The organism is Microbacterium sp. gxy059, assembly GCF_050958665.1.
Taxonomy (GTDB): Bacteria; Actinomycetota; Actinomycetes; order Actinomycetales; family Microbacteriaceae; genus Microbacterium.
The window spans coordinates 1-15058 of record NZ_JAMXWT010000024.1; the positions used below are offsets into that span (position 1 = coordinate 1).

The window sequence follows — 15058 nt, forward strand, 5'->3', positions numbered from 1 at the left end:
AGGGGGCCGGGAGGGCGAGCAGCTCGCGGGCGACCTCCGTGGTCGTGACGAGGTCGCTGATCAGCCCCGACCGGGCGACGGCGGAGATCGCCCGCGTCTTCTCGCGCTGACCCGCGACCGCGATGACGACCGGGGTGCGCGCGAGGTGCTCGACGCCGACGGACAGGCGGCAGGCGTTCAGCGGGACGTCGAGATAGCGCCCGTGCTCGTCGAGGAACATCCCGCCGAAATCCGCGACGGCTCCCTTCTCGTCGAGGAGCTTCGCGTCGGCGGGGGAGATGTGCTGACCGAGCTGCGTCACGCGGGGCGACCAGGATCCGACCGACAGCAGGGCGATGTCGAGCCGGTCGTACAGCGACATCACCTCGGCGACCGCGGGCTCCGCGCGCTGCGCTGCGGCCGACTCGGGCGAGCCGCAGAAGAGCGGCGCGAAGAGGGCCTTGCCCGTCGACCGGGACTTCCGCGAGAGGTGGTCGAGGAACGCGACGGGCGACTGCGACGGGTCGTTGCCGACGACGCCGGTCAGCTGGATGAACTCCGCTCGGGGGAGCTCCCCGAGGTGGGAGGGGATGGACAGGAGCGTGCGGCCCCAGGAGAGCCCGATCCGCTGCCCTTCGCGCACCCGCTCGGCGAGCAGCGCCGCCGCCGCGCGGCCCAGCCCGTCGCGTTCGACCTCCGGGTCGTCGTCGGGGGGCGCGAGCCGGACGGCGCGGAGGCGGAAGCGGGTGCGGAGCTCCTCGGCGAGGCGAGCCGCGTCGTCGCGGGTGTCGTGGACGACGATCTCGACGATCCCCTGCGCGCGCGCTTCCTGGAGGAGGCGCGCGACCTTGAACCGCGACAGTCCCATGTCGTTCGCGATGCTGACCTTCGACTCGTCGTCGAGGTAGAAGCGCGTCGCGACCTCGGAGAGGAGGTCTCGTGCGGCGTCGTCGGCACCGGGGGGTCGCGAGGACGCGAGAGAGGACATGGGTGCTCCTGCCGTGGCGTGACGTGCTGCTGCTCGGATGAGCATAGTTCTCCGGGCCTTTCGGCCCACCGGTCGCTCATTAGAGCATATATCCGACACTGGCGCTCGTCTGATTGCCCTGCTAGCATTCTGAGCACACGAGCGAATTATTCGCTCAAATGAGCAAAGGGGCTTATCTATGCAAAGGCGCAGGCGTCTTCCGCAGGAACTCGGTGTGCTGCTCGTCGTCGTCATCGTCGCGGTCATCCTCGGCGCGATGTCGCCGGAGTTCCGCACGCCGGGCAACCTGAGCGTGCTCCTGCTCAACGGAGCGGTCGTCACCTTCCTCGCGCTCGGGCAGACGTGCGTTCTGCTGACGGGCGGCATCGACCTCTCCGTCGGATCGAACATCGCGCTCACCGGAGTGATCGCGGCGATGTCGATGGCGGCGGGAGTGCCGTGGTGGGGAGCGGCGCTGCTCGCGATCGCGACGGGCGTCCTCGTCGGCGTGTTCAACGGCGTGATGGTGCACTACGGGCGGATGCCTCCGTTCATCGTCACGTTCGCGACGTTCGGGATCACGGCGTCCATCCCGAACGTGCTGACCCAGGCCAAGTCGGTCACGGTGACCGACCCGATGTTCGCGTTCTTCGGACGGGGCAGCGTGTTCGGCATCCCCGTGCCGATCCTGCTCGTGATCCTCGCCGCCCTGGTCATCTGGTTCCTGCTCAAGGGCACGGCCACGGGAACGCACATCTACGCGGTCGGCGGGAACAAGGAGACGGCTCGTCTCGCCGGCATCAACATCGCCAGGACGACGATCCTCGTGTACGTCATCTCCGGGATCTGCGCGGCCTTCGGCGGGATCATCACGGCCTCGCGCCTGATGGTCGGATACCCCACGGCCGGCTCCGGGAACGAGCAGTTCTACTCGATCGCGGCCTCGGTGGTCGGAGGGGTGTCGCTGTTCGGCGGCGTCGGCACGGTCGTCGGGGCGTTCATCGGGGCGCTCCTCATCGCCGAGGTCTCGAACGGCATGAACGTGATCGGCGTGGACTCCTACTGGCAGCCGCTCGTCATCGGCGCGATCATCCTGATCGGCGTGCTCCTCGACACGAACAAGGGCGGCCTGCGCGGGCTGCGTCAGCGGCTTCTGAAGCAGCAGACGCGCCCGGACGGACAGCGTCCTCCTGCCCCGCCGGCAGAGCTCGCGAGCCCGCCTCCGCAGCCGCCGGCCTCCAGCTGACACCCCCACCCCGGTCCGACACCACGAGAAGGAAAGACAATGATGTCCATTCGACACACCCTCGCGGGCGCCGCGGCGCTCGCGGGCCTCGCCCTCGTCCTGAGCGGCTGCAGCGGAGCCATCGACACCGGCGCCGGCGGCGCGTCCGAGGGAGGAGCGCCCGCGGAGGCCCAGGTCCCCGAGTCGTGCTCCGAGGACGGGGCGATGATCTCCGTCCTCCTCCCGAACCAGGTCAACCCCTACTACGTGGCGATGAAGGAGGGCTTCGAGGAGGCGGCCGCGGAGCACGGGATGACGGCCGAGGTGCAGATCGCCGACGACGACGACGCGCAGCAGCTGGCGCAGGCGGAGGCGGCGCTCCAGAAGAGCCCGTGCGCGCTGGCGCTCAACCCCGTCAAGTCCGAGCCGGCGGCGGCGATCGTCCGCGCCGCCAACGACGCGGGCGTGCCCGTCTTCACCGTCAACGTGATCGTCGACGAGGACGCGCTGGCCGCACAGGGCGCGTCGATCGTCCAGTACCTCGGCGCGGACAACAAGGCAGGTGGCGCCCAGGTGGGCGAGAAGGCCGCGGAGGACTTCGGAGACGACGCGCTGCGCGTCGGCCTCGTCACGGAGCCGGACGAGGTCCCCGTGGTCATCCGCGACGAGGGCTTCGAGGAGGCGATCTCGTCGCATCCGGACGCGGAGATCGTCGCCGAGGTCGACGGCAACGTGAAGGCGACGGACTCCCTGGACGTCACGGGCGCGATGCTCCAGGGCAACCCCGACATGAACGCGATCTTCGCGTCGACGGGGCCCGCGGCCCAGGGCGCTCTCGAAGCGGTCATCGCCTCGGGGCGCGACGTGAAGGTCTACGGGTTCTGCGCACCGGAGGTGCAGACGACCGATTCCTACCCGGCGTGCGTCGCCCAGGAGCCCGCCGACTACGGCGCCCGGGTCGTCGAGCAGATCGCGCTCTTCGTCGACGGCGAGAGCGTGGATCCCGAGATCCTCCGCCCGCTGAAGATGTTCTCGGACGGCGAGACGCCGGCGCCGGGAGAGGTCGGCTGACCCCATGACCACCAGGGACACGCCCTCGAGCGCGCGGCGACTCGAGGCGAAGGAGATCACGAAGGACTACTCGGGCGTGCCCGTGCTCTTGGGCGTGTCCCTCTCGGTGAGCCCCGGTGAGGTCGTGGGACTCGTCGGGCACAACGGGGCAGGCAAGTCGACGCTGCTCAAGGTGCTCTCCGGCGCGCACCGCGAATCCGGCGGAGACCTCCTCATCGACGGGGAGCCGACCTCGCTGTCCTCGCCCTCCGACGCGATCGCCCACGGCATCTCGACCGTCTACCAGGAGCTGTCGCTGCTGCCGAACCTCACGGTCGCCGAGAACATCTGGCTGGGGCGGGAGAAGTCCCGCGGCGGCATCGCGCTCGACCGGAGGCGGATGAGGCGGGAAGCCCGAGACCTCCTCGGAGACTTCGGTCTCGCGGTCGACCCCGACTCGCTGGTCGGCGACCACCCCGTCGCCACGCGCCAGCTCCTCGAGATCGCCATCGCCTCCAGCCGCGACACGAGGTACCTCCTGCTCGACGAGCCGACGACGTCGCTCGAGGGCGAGCAGGTCGGCACCCTCCTGTCCCGGATCCGCGCGCTCGCGGACGAACGCGGCATCGGGGTGCTGATCATCAACCACAAGCTGGACGAGCTGTACGGCGTCGCGGATCGCATCGCCGCCCTCATGAACGGACGGATCCTGCTGGACGCCCCGGCGGCGACGATCGACCGCCGCGAGGTCGTCCAGGCGATCGCGGGCGCCGACCACTTCACGACCGCCGCGCGGACGCGGAGCACGACCGACCTCCCGCGAGAGGAGGTGCTGCGCGTCGACGACCTGCGGGGGAAGGGCATGAACGGGATCACGTTCCGCGCGCGGAGCGCGGAGGTCCTCGGCATCTACGGTCTGGGCGGATCCGGACGCAGCGAGACGCTGCGCGCCATCGCGGGCGTCCAGCCGGTCGCGTCGGGGAGCATCTGCGACCGCACGGGGGCGGAGATACGGCCGCGTCGCCCCGGCGACGCGAAGAAGCGCGGCATCGCGTTCCTCACGGAGGAGCGCAAGCACGACGGCATCGTCCCGCTGATGGACTCCCTCATGAACACCGCGCTCCCGGTGCTGCGGCGCTTCAGCCGAGCCGGCGTGCTCGACCGCCGGGCGCTGCGGTCGGAGGCGTCCGAGCTGCTCACGGGCCTCGGCCTCCGCGGCGACCCGCGCGAGCCGATCTCGTCGCTCTCGGGCGGCAACCAGCAGAAGGCTCTGATCGCGCGCGCGCTCATCCAGCGCCCGGAGATCCTCCTGCTCGACGAGCCCTCGAAGGGCGTCGACATCGGCGCGAAGAGCGAGATCCACGCGATCATGCGACGGCTCGCGCACGAGGAGGGCATCGCGGTCGTGATGGTCTCCTCCGAGGAGGAGGAGATCCTCGACGTCGCGGATCGCGTGCTCGTCTTCGCGGGCGGGCGCGTCGTGGCGGGGCCGACCCCCGCCGAGGACCTGGACATCGCGCAGCTGCGCACACTGGCTTGGAACGAGGACGCGCAGGCCGCGTGAGCGGGGCGCGCAGAAGGAGGACCACGTGTCGACAACGATGACCCCCGAGCAGATGCTCGCCGCCGCGCGGGAGGCCGCCTCGGCGGAGGCCGCCGCCATCCAGGGCGTCGCCGAGCAGATCGACGAGAGCCTCGTGGCCGTGATCGAGATCATCACGGCGCTGAAGGGGAAGGTGCTCGTCACGGGAGGCGGGACCTCGTCGACGATCGCCCGCCGGATGGCGCACCTGCTGTCGGTGTCGGGGACGCCGTCGCTCTTCGTGCACGCCATGGACGCCCTCCACGGCACGATGGGCGCGATCGAGCCGGACGACCTGCTGATCGCGCTGTCCAAGGGCGGGGAGTCGGACGAGATCAACCAGCTCTGCCGGATGGTGGGCGAGAAGGGGACGGTCGTCGTCGGGATCGGCGAACGGCCGGAGTCGACCCTCGCGCGCCTCTCCGACGTCTTCGTGCCGCTGCGCACCGCCGAGGGCGCCGACCCCGGCGGGATCCTCGCGATGGGGTCGACCCTCGTGGCCGCCACCTGGGGAGACGCGCTCGCTCGGACGCTCATGAGGATGCGCGACTGGGAGACCGGGGACTCCATCGGGATCCACCCCGCGGGCTACGTGGGGAAGATCGGCGCGAGCGACGCCGAACGGCGATGACCCTCGTCCTCGGAGTCGACCTCTCCACCCAGGCGTGCACGGCCGAGGTCCGCGACGCGGCGTCCTTCGCCGTGGTGGGGACGGCGAGGGAGCCCCTCGCCCCCACCGCGCCGCCCGTGTCCGAGCAGCGGGCGGGCGACTGGTGGGAGGCCCTCCGCCGGTGCACGGCGTCCCTGCGCGCGCAGGGCGTGGAGCTCGGCGACATCGCCGCCGTGTCCGTCGCCGGTCAGTGCCACGGCCTGGTCCCGCTGGACGGCGCGGGAGAGGCGATCCGCCCGGTGAAGCTGTGGAACGACACCACGTCGTCCCCGCAGACGAGCCGCCTTCTCGATCGCGTCGGCCGGGAGGAGTTCGCCCGGCGCGTCGGGTCCGTCCCGACCGCGGCGTTCACGATCGGCAAGCTCGCGTGGCTCCTGGAGGAGGAGCCGGAGACCATCGCCCGTCTCGCCCGCGTCGTCCTCCCGCACGACTACCTCACCTATCGGCTGACGGGCGAGTTCGCGACGGACCGCTCGGAGGCCTCGGGAACCGGCTACTTCGACGCGGTGCGGATGCGGTACGACCACGATCTCCTCCGCGAGTGCTTCGGATCCGCGCTGGCGTGGGAGGGGCTCTTCCCCGAGGTGCGCGGCCCCTCGGAGACGGCGGGGCAGGTGACCCGCGATGCGGCGGAGGCGCTCGGCCTCCGCTCCGGGATCCCTGTCGCCGTCGGCGGGGGCGACCAGCACGTCGCGGCGCTGGGGCTCGGGATCCGAGAGCGGGACGTCGCCTTCAGCCTCGGAACGTCGGGGGTCGTGTTCGCCTCGTCCGCCCGCCCCGTCATGGATCCGAGCGGCTGGGTCGACGGCGTGGCGAACGCGGTCGGCGGCTGGCTGCCCCTGGTCTGCACGCTCAACGCGACGAAGGTGACCGACTGGATGGCGAGGCTCCTCGGTGTGGACGTCGTCGGCCTCGGAGAGCTCGCGCTGTCCGCCGGAGCCGGCAGCGGGCCGATCCTGGCGGCGTACCTCGACGGGGAGCGCTCGCCGTCGCTGCCGGATGCGAGGGCCCTCCTGTGCGGGATCGTCGGGGCCGACACACGGGAGACCGTCGCGCGCGCCGCCTTCCAGGGCGTGCTGATGGGGCTCATGCGCGGACGCGATGCGATCGCCGACTGCGGGGTCCCTGTCGACGGGCGGGTCATCGCGGTGGGCGGAGGCGCCCGCTCCGCGGCGTACACGCAGCTCCTGGCCGATCTCATCGGAGGCGTCGTGAGCGTGATCGACGAGCCGGAGGCCACCGCGCGGGGAGCCTGCGTGCAGGCCCTCGCCGTCCTGGAGCGACGCGACGTGGCGGAGACCGGGCGCCTCCTCGCGCCCGCGGTCGAGATCGCCGCCGCGCCGCGCGTCGACCGCGCTCAGTGGGAGGGCCTCCGCGCGGGGTACGAGCGAGCGTGCCGTGCCGCCGCGGAGACGAGTGCGGCCGATGTCGTCGCGTGAGCGGCGGACGGTGAGGATCGGCCCCTCCCTGCTCGCCGCCGACCCTCTCGCGCTTCGCGAGGAGGTGGCGCGGGTCGCGGAGGCCGACTTCCTCCACGTGGACATCTTCGGCGGGGACTTCGTCGCGGGAGCGACCTGGGGGCCCCACACCCTCCGGGCTCTCACGGCCGAGAGCGCCCTGCCGGTGGAGGCCCACCTGATGGCGGCCGACCTCGACTGGTGGGTCGACGCCGCGAGCGATGCGGGATGCGATCGCGTCGTCTTCCACGTCGAGGCGACGGAGCGACCGCGAGACCTCGCGGACCGGATCCGCGAGCGCGGCTCGAGCCCCGGCATCGCGGTGTCGCCCGGCACCCCGATCGAGCGGCTGACCGCGCTCGCGGGCGGCGTCGACCTCGTGCTCGTCATGGGCGTGGAGCCGGGGCGGGGCGGGACGGGGATGCTCCCGGGAACCGCCGATCGCGTCCGCCGGGCGGCGTCGCTCGTCGCGCGGGAGCCGCGGGAGGTCGTCGTCGGGGTGGACGGGAGCGTCTCCGCCGACAACCTGGCGGATCTCGTCGCGGCCGGCGCGCGGAGCGCGGTCGTCGGGACGCATCTCTTCGCGGGGAGGGATCCGTCTGCGCGCCTGTCCGCGCTGAGGGAGATCGCGGCGGCGCCGAGCGCACCCTGAACCGCGCCGATCCCTCGCGGGGCCGAGACGCCCCGCCGGCGGGATCGTCCACGTGCGGCGGTGAGACGTCGTCACTCGAGCGTGTCTCCCCTTCTGCGGGAATGCCGCCCGCTTTCCCGCAGAAGGTGAGACACGCTCCGAGGGGGGACCTTCGCGTGTCTCGCGAATGGTGGGAAAGGGCGCGGCATATCAGCCGTTCGTGAGACATGCCGCGCGGCACGACCGCGCGCCAGCCCGCCCCCGCGCCGGGCCGCCCCGGCCCCGCACCCCGCGACCGCGACAAGCCACGCGCGGTTTACCTGCGGGTTCACCTCCGCGTCACCTCGGGGGAGGGAGCGCGCCACGTCGGCCGCCGAAGCTGAGCGGCATGGAGACGACGACACGCACCCCCGAGGAGAGGCGGCGCACGGCGCGCGTGCTCTCCGGGGCGGACGAGGGGCAGCTGGCTCGGCTGTGGGCCGACTGGCCGGATCGCCCCGAAATCGAGTACATCCGCGGGCCCGAGCAGGGCCTCGTGATGGTCCAGGCGCGCACCGGGGGGACGGGCGACCGGTTCCACCTCGGCGAGGCGACCGCGACGCGGGCGACCGTCGCCGTGCGCGGCGCCGGCGACGAGGCCCTCGGCACCGGCTACGTGCTGGGCAGCAGCCCCGAGCACGCGGCGCTCGTCGCGATCTTCGACGGCCTGCTGGGGTCCGCGCACCGCGAGCGCGTCATCGAGCGCGTCATCGAGCCCCTCGAGAGGGAGCAGGCGGAGCGCGACGCCGAGCGTCGGCGCGACGCCCGCAGCACGGTCGTCGACTTCTTCACCGTGGCCCGCGAGAACGACGGAGACGACGAGGACGACGAATGACTGAGGCCCTGCACACCCCGGGCTTCTCCGCCCCCGTCCGCGACGCGCAGCGCGTGTTCCGCGCCGTGCTCGAGGCGATGTCGCGGCCCGCGCGGCCCCACCCCGTGGATCCCGGCGTCGCGCCGCCCGCGCCCCTCGGGCCCCTCGCGGGCGCCATCGTCCTGGCCCTCGCCGACGCGCAGACGCCCGTCTGGCTCGATCCCGCCCTCACCCGCGACGAGGCGGCGGCGCGATGGATCCGCTTCCACACAGGCGCGCCGATCGTCGCAGACGCGTGGGACGCCGCGTTCGCGATCGCCTCCTGCCCGTCGGCGGCGCCGCGCCTCGACGAGCTCTCCGCCGGCACCGACGAGGAGCCGCACCTGTCGGCCACCCTCGTCATCGACGCCTCCGACGCGCGGCCGACCGGCGACCTCGTCGCGACGGGGCCGGGCGTCGACGGATCCCTCGCCTGGGACGGCGCGGGGCTGCCCGCCGGGTTCCTCCCGCAGTGGCGGGAGAACGGCCAGCGCTTCCCGCGCGGCGTCGACGTGCTGCTCGCGGGGCGTGACGGCATCGTCGGCCTGCCCCGGACGACCCGACTCGAGAACGCGGAGGCGCGCTGATGTACGTGGCTGTGAAGGGCGGGGAGAAGGCGATCGCCAACGCGCACGCGCTGCTCGCGAAGCGCGGAGAGGGCGCGCACGAGCGGATCCTGCTCGAGCAGGTGCGCGACCAGATGGGCGTACTCGTCGCCCGCGTCATGTCCGAGGGGTCGCTCTACGACCCCGACCTCGCCGCGAAGGCTCTCCTGCAGGCGCAGGGCGACGTGCTCGAGGCGATCACCCTCGTGCGCTCCTACCGCACGACCCTGCCGCGGTTCGGCACGACGGCTCCGCTCGACACGGGATCCCTCCCGTCCGAGCGGCGCGTGTCGGCGACGTTCAAGGACATCCCCGGCGGCCAGCAGCTCGGCGCGACGTTCGACTACACGCACCGCCTGCTCGTCGATGAGCTCGCCGTTCCCGAGGTGCCCGCTCCGGAGGCGGACGTCGACGAGCCGATGCCGCGCGTCACCGACCTGCTCGGCGCCGGCGCGCTCATCGAGCCCGACCGCCCCGAGGGGTGGACCGACCCCGACCCCGGCGACCTCACGCGCGAGCCGACGACGTTCCCGATGACGCGCGCCGAGCGGCTGCAGGCGCTCGCCCGCGGCGACGAGGGCTTCCTCCTCTCGCTCGGCTACTCCACGCAGCGCGGCTTCGGCAACACCCACCCCTTCGTGGGCGAGGTGCGCGTCGGCGAGGTCGAGGTCGTCTTCGACGCTCCCGAGATCGGGCACGAGATCCCCATCGGGCGCATCGAGGTCACCGAGTGCCAGATGGTCAACCAGTTCACGGGATCCGCCGACCGGCCCCCGCAGTTCACCCGCGGCTACGGGCTCGTGTTCGGCCGAGGCGAGCGCAAGGCCATGTCGATGTCGCTCGTCGACCGCGCGCTGCGCCGCGACGAGTTCGGCGAGCGCGAGGTGAGCCCCGCGCAGGACGAGGAGTTCGTCATCGAGCACGCCGACAGCGTGCAGGCGGCGGGCTTCGTCGAGCACCTCAAGCTGCCCCACTACGTCGACTTCCAGGCCGAGCTCGTGCTCATCCGCACGCTGAACGAGGAGTTCCGCGCGCGCCGCGCGGCCGCAGGAGCCCCGGAGGAGGCGGACCCCGAGACGGCCCGCGAGAAGGAGGACGCACGATGACCACGGATCCCGCCGCGACGAGCACGGGCCCCCGCATCGTCTACAACGAGGGCTACCTCGACGAGCAGACCAAGCGCGTCGTGCGCCGCGCCCTGCTGAAGGGCGTCGCGGTGCCCGGCTTCCAGGTGCCGTTCGCGTCGCGCGAGGTGCCGATGCCCCGCGGCTGGGGCACGGGCGGCGTGCAGGTGACGGCGTCGGTGATCGGCGAGGACGACACCCTCAAGGTCATCGACCAGGGTGCGGACGACACGACCAACGCCGTCTCGATCCGGCAGTTCTTCGAGCGCGTCGCGGGGTCTGCGACGACGACCCGCACCGACCTCGCGTCGATCATCCAGACCAGGCACCGGATTCCCGAGACGCCGCTCGCCGACGGGCAGATCATCGTCTACCAGGTGCCGATGCCCGAGCCGCTGCGCATGCTCGAGCCCCGCGAGACGGAGACCCGCCGCCTGCACGCGCTCGAGGAGTACGGCCTCATGTACGTGAAGCTCTACGAGGACATCTCGCGATACGGGCACGTGGCGCGCACCTACGACTATCCGGTGCTCGTGAACGGCCGCTACGTGACCGCGCCCTCGCCGATCCCCAGCTTCGACAACCCCAAGATGCACCAGAGCCCCGCGCTGCAGCTGTTCGGCGCGGGCCGCGAGAAGCGCATCTACGCCATCCCGCCGTACACCGACGTCGAGAGCCTCGGCTTCGAGGACGTCCCGTTCGAGCCGCAGACCTTCTCGTCGCCGTGCGAGATCTGCGGGTCGGAGGGCGTCTACCTCGACGAGGTCATCGTCGACGACCAGGGCAGCGCGATGTACGTGTGCAGCGACACCGACCACTGCGAGCGCCAGGCGGCGATCGCCCGGCGCGATGAGAAGAAGACCGAGGTGCGCGCATGAACCCCGAGCTGCCCCTGCTCAGCGTCGCAGACGCCGGGCACCGCTACGGCGACCGCTTCGGCTGCCGCGACGTGTCGTTCGACCTGTGGCCGGGTGAGGTGCTCGCCGTCGTCGGCGAGTCGGGATCCGGCAAGTCGACGCTGCTCGGCATGCTCTCCCAGCGCCTCTCGATCGACGTCGGCCAGGTGCGCTATCGCGCGGGCGACGGCGACGACCTCGTCGACCTCTCTACGCTCTCCGAGCGCGAGGTGCGGCGGCTGTGGCGCACCGAGTGGGGCTTCGTGCACCAGAACGCCGCCGACGGGCTGCGCATGCACGTCTCCGCCGGGGGCAACGTCGGCGAGCCGCTCATGGCGAACGGACTGCGGCACTACGGGCGCATCCGCGCGCAGGCGGCCGAGTGGCTCGAGCGGGTCGAGATCCCGCGCGACCGCATGGACGACGCCCCCGCGGAGTTCTCCGGCGGCATGCGCCAGCGCGTGCAGATCGCCCGCAACCTCGTCTTCGGCCCCCGGCTCGTGTTCATGGACGAGCCCACGAGCGGCCTCGACGTGTCGGTGCAGGCGCGCCTGCTCGACCTCATCCGGCGCCTCGTCGCCGACCTCGGCCTCGCCGTGGTCGTCGTCACGCACGACCTCGCGGTCGCGCGCCTCATCTCCCACCGCACGCTGGTGATGAAGGACGGCCGGGTCATCGAGCAGGGTCTCACCGACCGCGTGCTCGACGACCCCCAGGCCGCCTACACGCAGCTGCTCGTCTCCTCGATCCTCCAGGGGTGATCCGCATGACCCACACCGATCCCGCAGGCGCCGTCCTCTCGCTCGTCGGAGTCTCGAAGACCTTCACCCTGCACCTGCAGGGATCCCAGCGGCTGCCCGTGCTGCGTGACGTCTCCTTCGACGTGCCGCGGGGTCGGTGCGTCGTGCTCGGCGGCGAGTCGGGCGCGGGCAAGAGCACCATCATGAAGATGGTGTTCGGCAGCTACGCCGCCGACGGGGGCCGCATCCTCCTCCGGCACGACGGGGGAGAGCTCGACCTCGTGCGCGCCGCCCCGCGGCAGGTGCTCGCCGCCCGCCGCGACACGATGGGCTACGTCAGCCAGTTCCTGCGCGCGGTGCCGCGCGTCGCGGCGCTCGACGTCGTCGCGGAGCCCCTCATCGAGCGCGGCGTCTCCCGCGACGAGGCGCGCGAGCGCGCGGGCGGGCTGCTCGCCCGGCTCAGCATCCCCGAGCGGCTCTGGAACCTGCCGCCCGCGACGTTCTCCGGCGGCGAGCAGCAGCGCGTGAACATCGCCCGCGGCTTCGCGACCGAGCGCCCCCTCATGCTGCTCGACGAGCCCACCGCGTCGCTCGACGCCCGCAACCGCGTCGTCGTCATCGAGATGATCCGCGAGCGGCTCGCCCAGGGCACGGGGATCATCGCGATCTTCCACGACGCGGACGTGCGCGAGGCCGTCGGCGACGAGGTCGTCGACGTGCAGCGCTTCACCCCCGCGAAGGAGCCGGTCGCCGCATGACGCGCTACGCCGTCTACGCGATCCCGGGAGCGGACGACGCCGCCCCCGGGGTCGCCCGGCGCCTGCGCGACGCCGCCCTCGCCTGGTACGCCCGCGACGACGTGCGGGATCTCGTGACGGATCCCGTCCGCTACGGGTTCCACGCCACGCTCAAGGCGCCCTTCCGCCTGGCCGACGGGGTGACCGAGGCCGACCTGCAGGGCGCGGTCTCCCACTTCGCGGCGGGCGCGCAGGCGGTGCGGATCCCCGCGATCCGCCCCGCCGCGATCGGCCGGTTCCGCGCGCTCGTCCCCGGCGAGCGGCACCGCGACCTCGCGGCGCTCGCCGCGGACGTCGTGGCCGCGTTCGAGCCGCAGCGCGCCGCGCTGACGCCCGACGAGATCGCGCGCCGCCGGCCCGAGCGCCTCACCGACCGGCAGAGCGAGCTGCTCGACGCCTACGGCTATCCGTACGTGCTCGACGAGTTCCGCTTCCACATGACGCTCACCGATCCCGTCCCCGAGAGCGAGGCGGCGCGGATCGACCAGGCGATCGCCGACCACTTCGCGGGGCTCCTCGGCGCCGACATCCCGCTGACGGCGCTCGCGGTGAGCGTCGAGCCGGCGCCCGGCGCGCCCTTCCGCCTCCTCTCCACCCACCCGCTCGGCGCCATGCCCGCCATGCCCGCCACGACCCCGGAGCACGCAGACTCATGACAACGACCACCCTCGCCAACGCCCGCGTCGTCCTGCCCGACGAGGTCGTGCACGCGTCCGTCGAGATCGACGGCGACCGGATCATCGGCCTCGGCGCCCCCGACGCGTCAGGGGAGGACATGGCGGGCGACTACCTGCTGCCCGGCCTCGTCGAGCTGCACACCGACCAGGTCGAGTCGCACTACCAGCCGCGCCCGCGCCGCTTCTGGGATCCGCTGACGGCCGTCATCTCGCACGACGCGCAGATGGCCGCCTCCGGCATCACGACGGTCTTCGACGCCCTGCGGATCGGATCGGGGCCAGGCGACCGCACGGTGTCGCAGAGCGCCGGCACCCTCATCGAGGCGATCGTGCACGCCGCCGAGGAGGGGCTGCTGCGCGCCGACCACCTCGTGCACCTGCGCTGCGAGGTCGCGACCGACGACGTGATCGAGGCGTTCGAGGAGGTCGGCGGACACGACCGGGTGCGCCTCGTCTCGCTCATGGATCACACCCCCGGCCAGCGCCAGTACGCCGACGTGTCGGCGTTCCGCACCTACATGCGCGGCAAGCACCGCTTCACCGACGAGGAGTTCGAGGCGCACGTCGCCGAGCTGCACGTGCGCGCCGAGAAGTACTCCGACGTCAACCGCCGCGAGATGGCGCGTCGCGCCCGCGAGCGGGGCATCACGATGGCCGCGCACGACGACGCGACGGCCCTGCACGTCGCCGAGTCGACCGACCTCGGCGTGCGCATCTCGGAGTTCCCGACGACCGAGACGGCTGCCCGCGCGGCGCGCGCGGCCGGCCAGCTCATCGTCATGGGCGCCCCGAACATCGTCCGCGGCGGCTCGCACTCGGGCAACGTCGCGGCGCAGGATCTCCTCGTCGAGGGGCTGCTCGACATCCTCTCGAGCGACTACGTGCCCGCCAGCCCCCTGCAGGCGGCGTTCAGCCTCTTCGGGCGCGATCTCGTGACCCTGCCGCAGGCGGCGGCTCTCGTGAGCGGCAACCCCGCGCGCGCGATCGGGCTCGACGACCGGGGCGAGATCGCGGCCGGGCGGCGCGCCGACCTCGTGCGCGTGCGCGCCCACCGGCCGATCGTGGGGAACCTCCCCGAGGGCGCGCTCGTGCCGATCGTGCGCGGCGTGTGGCGCGAAGGGAGCCGGGTGGCATGACCGGCTGCCTCGTCGCGGTCGTCGGGCCGTCGGGATCCGGCAAGGACGCGGTGCTCGGCTGGGCGCGCGAGCGGCTCGCGGAGGCGCACGCGCTCTTCCCGCGCCGCGTCGTCACCCGGCCGGCTGGCCCGGGGGAGGAGCACGAGCCGTGCGCGCCGGACGACTTCGCCGCGCGCGCCGACCGCGGCGAGTTCGCGGTGCGCTGGGAGGCGCACGGGCTGAGCTACGGGGTGCCCGCCTCCGTCGCCCGCCACGTCGCGGACGGCGGCGTCGCGGTCGTCAACGTCTCCCGCGGCGTGCTCCCGAGCCTCGCGGATGTCTTCGGGCGCGTGCGCGTCGTGCGGGTGACGGTGCCGGAGGAGGTGCGGCGCGAGCGGATCCTCGCCCGCGGACGCGAGGGATCCGCCGCCGCCGAGGCGCGGCTGAGCCGCCCCGATCCGGCCCCCGACTTCCCCGTCGACCTGGAGATCGTCAACGACGCGGCGCTCTCGACCGCTGGCGCCCGCCTCGTCGCCCTCGTGGAGTCCCTCCGCCTCCCCGCCTGACGCTCCGGATGACGCGAACGCCCCTTCACCGGCCTGGGGAAGGGGCGTTCGCGTCATCCGGGCGGGGCCCGGATCCGGCCTGTGG

Annotated in this window: 16 protein-coding genes; 15 read left to right on the forward strand and 1 reads right to left on the reverse strand. The window is 72.9% G+C overall.

The features are described from left to right. Window positions 1-967, reverse strand: a 967-nt coding sequence (locus NHL53_RS12425; protein WP_433777185.1) for a sugar-binding transcriptional regulator, incomplete at its 3' end; no start/stop codon positions are given. Window positions 968-1145: 178 nt separating this feature from the next. Between NHL53_RS12425 and NHL53_RS12430 the strand changes: the two genes are divergently transcribed. From NHL53_RS12430 to phnN, 15 genes are all read left to right on the forward strand, one after another. Beyond that, complete coding sequence (locus NHL53_RS12430) at window positions 1146-2192, forward strand: ABC transporter permease (protein WP_433777186.1); 1047 nt, start codon at window positions 1146-1148, stop codon at window positions 2190-2192. Window positions 2193-2234: 42 nt separating this feature from the next. Next, complete coding sequence (locus NHL53_RS12435; RefSeq protein ID WP_433777187.1) at window positions 2235-3242, forward strand: substrate-binding domain-containing protein; 1008 nt, start codon at window positions 2235-2237, stop codon at window positions 3240-3242. Between the two features lie 4 nt (window positions 3243-3246). Further along, window positions 3247-4785 carry a sugar ABC transporter ATP-binding protein gene (locus tag NHL53_RS12440; RefSeq protein WP_433777188.1) on the forward strand — a complete coding sequence of 513 codons (1539 nt, stop codon included), beginning with the start codon at window positions 3247-3249 and terminating at the stop codon, window positions 4783-4785. 25 nt (window positions 4786-4810) lie between these two features. Then, window positions 4811-5434, forward strand: a complete 624-nt coding sequence (locus NHL53_RS12445; protein WP_433777189.1) for an SIS domain-containing protein — start codon at window positions 4811-4813, stop codon at window positions 5432-5434. Next, the gene (gene xylB, locus NHL53_RS12450) at window positions 5431-6912 is read left to right on the forward strand and encodes a xylulokinase (protein WP_433777190.1); all 1482 of its coding nucleotides are present in this window, start codon (window positions 5431-5433) and stop codon (window positions 6910-6912) included. Before NHL53_RS12445 ends, xylB begins: the two co-directional genes overlap by 4 nt. A 10-nt stretch (window positions 6913-6922) precedes the next feature. Further along, a complete protein-coding gene (locus NHL53_RS12455; protein WP_433777191.1) occupies window positions 6923-7582 on the forward strand; it encodes a ribulose-phosphate 3-epimerase in 660 nt (219 codons plus the stop codon). A gap of 367 nt (window positions 7583-7949) precedes the next feature. Continuing rightward, on the forward strand, window positions 7950-8435 hold the full coding sequence (phnG, locus tag NHL53_RS12460; RefSeq protein WP_433777192.1) for a phosphonate C-P lyase system protein PhnG: 486 nt from the start codon (window positions 7950-7952) through the stop codon (window positions 8433-8435). Beyond that, the gene (gene phnH / locus NHL53_RS12465; protein WP_433777193.1) at window positions 8432-9040 is read left to right on the forward strand and encodes a phosphonate C-P lyase system protein PhnH; all 609 of its coding nucleotides are present in this window, start codon (window positions 8432-8434) and stop codon (window positions 9038-9040) included. Before phnG ends, phnH begins: the two co-directional genes overlap by 4 nt. Further along, complete coding sequence (locus NHL53_RS12470) at window positions 9040-10164, forward strand: carbon-phosphorus lyase complex subunit PhnI (protein WP_433777194.1); 1125 nt, start codon at window positions 9040-9042, stop codon at window positions 10162-10164. Before phnH ends, NHL53_RS12470 begins: the two co-directional genes overlap by 1 nt. Beyond that, on the forward strand, window positions 10161-11060 hold the full coding sequence (locus tag NHL53_RS12475) for an alpha-D-ribose 1-methylphosphonate 5-phosphate C-P-lyase PhnJ (RefSeq protein ID WP_433777195.1): 900 nt from the start codon (window positions 10161-10163) through the stop codon (window positions 11058-11060). Before NHL53_RS12470 ends, NHL53_RS12475 begins: the two co-directional genes overlap by 4 nt. After that, the gene (gene phnK / locus NHL53_RS12480) at window positions 11057-11839 is read left to right on the forward strand and encodes a phosphonate C-P lyase system protein PhnK (protein WP_433777196.1); all 783 of its coding nucleotides are present in this window, start codon (window positions 11057-11059) and stop codon (window positions 11837-11839) included. Before NHL53_RS12475 ends, phnK begins: the two co-directional genes overlap by 4 nt. Window positions 11840-11844: 5 nt before the next feature. Next, complete coding sequence (gene phnL / locus NHL53_RS12485) at window positions 11845-12576, forward strand: phosphonate C-P lyase system protein PhnL (protein WP_433777197.1); 732 nt, start codon at window positions 11845-11847, stop codon at window positions 12574-12576. Further along, window positions 12573-13271 carry a DUF1045 domain-containing protein gene (locus NHL53_RS12490; RefSeq protein WP_433777198.1) on the forward strand — a complete coding sequence of 233 codons (699 nt, stop codon included), beginning with the start codon at window positions 12573-12575 and terminating at the stop codon, window positions 13269-13271. Before phnL ends, NHL53_RS12490 begins: the two co-directional genes overlap by 4 nt. Further along, window positions 13268-14428 (forward strand): alpha-D-ribose 1-methylphosphonate 5-triphosphate diphosphatase, encoded by a 1161-nt coding sequence (locus tag NHL53_RS12495; RefSeq protein WP_433777199.1) that lies wholly within the window; start codon window positions 13268-13270, stop codon window positions 14426-14428. The genes NHL53_RS12490 and NHL53_RS12495 overlap by 4 nt, the downstream gene beginning before the upstream one ends. Then, window positions 14425-14973 (forward strand): phosphonate metabolism protein/1,5-bisphosphokinase (PRPP-forming) PhnN, encoded by a 549-nt coding sequence (gene phnN, locus NHL53_RS12500; protein ID WP_433777200.1) that lies wholly within the window; start codon window positions 14425-14427, stop codon window positions 14971-14973. Before NHL53_RS12495 ends, phnN begins: the two co-directional genes overlap by 4 nt. The last annotated feature ends 85 nt before the right edge of the window (window positions 14974-15058 follow it).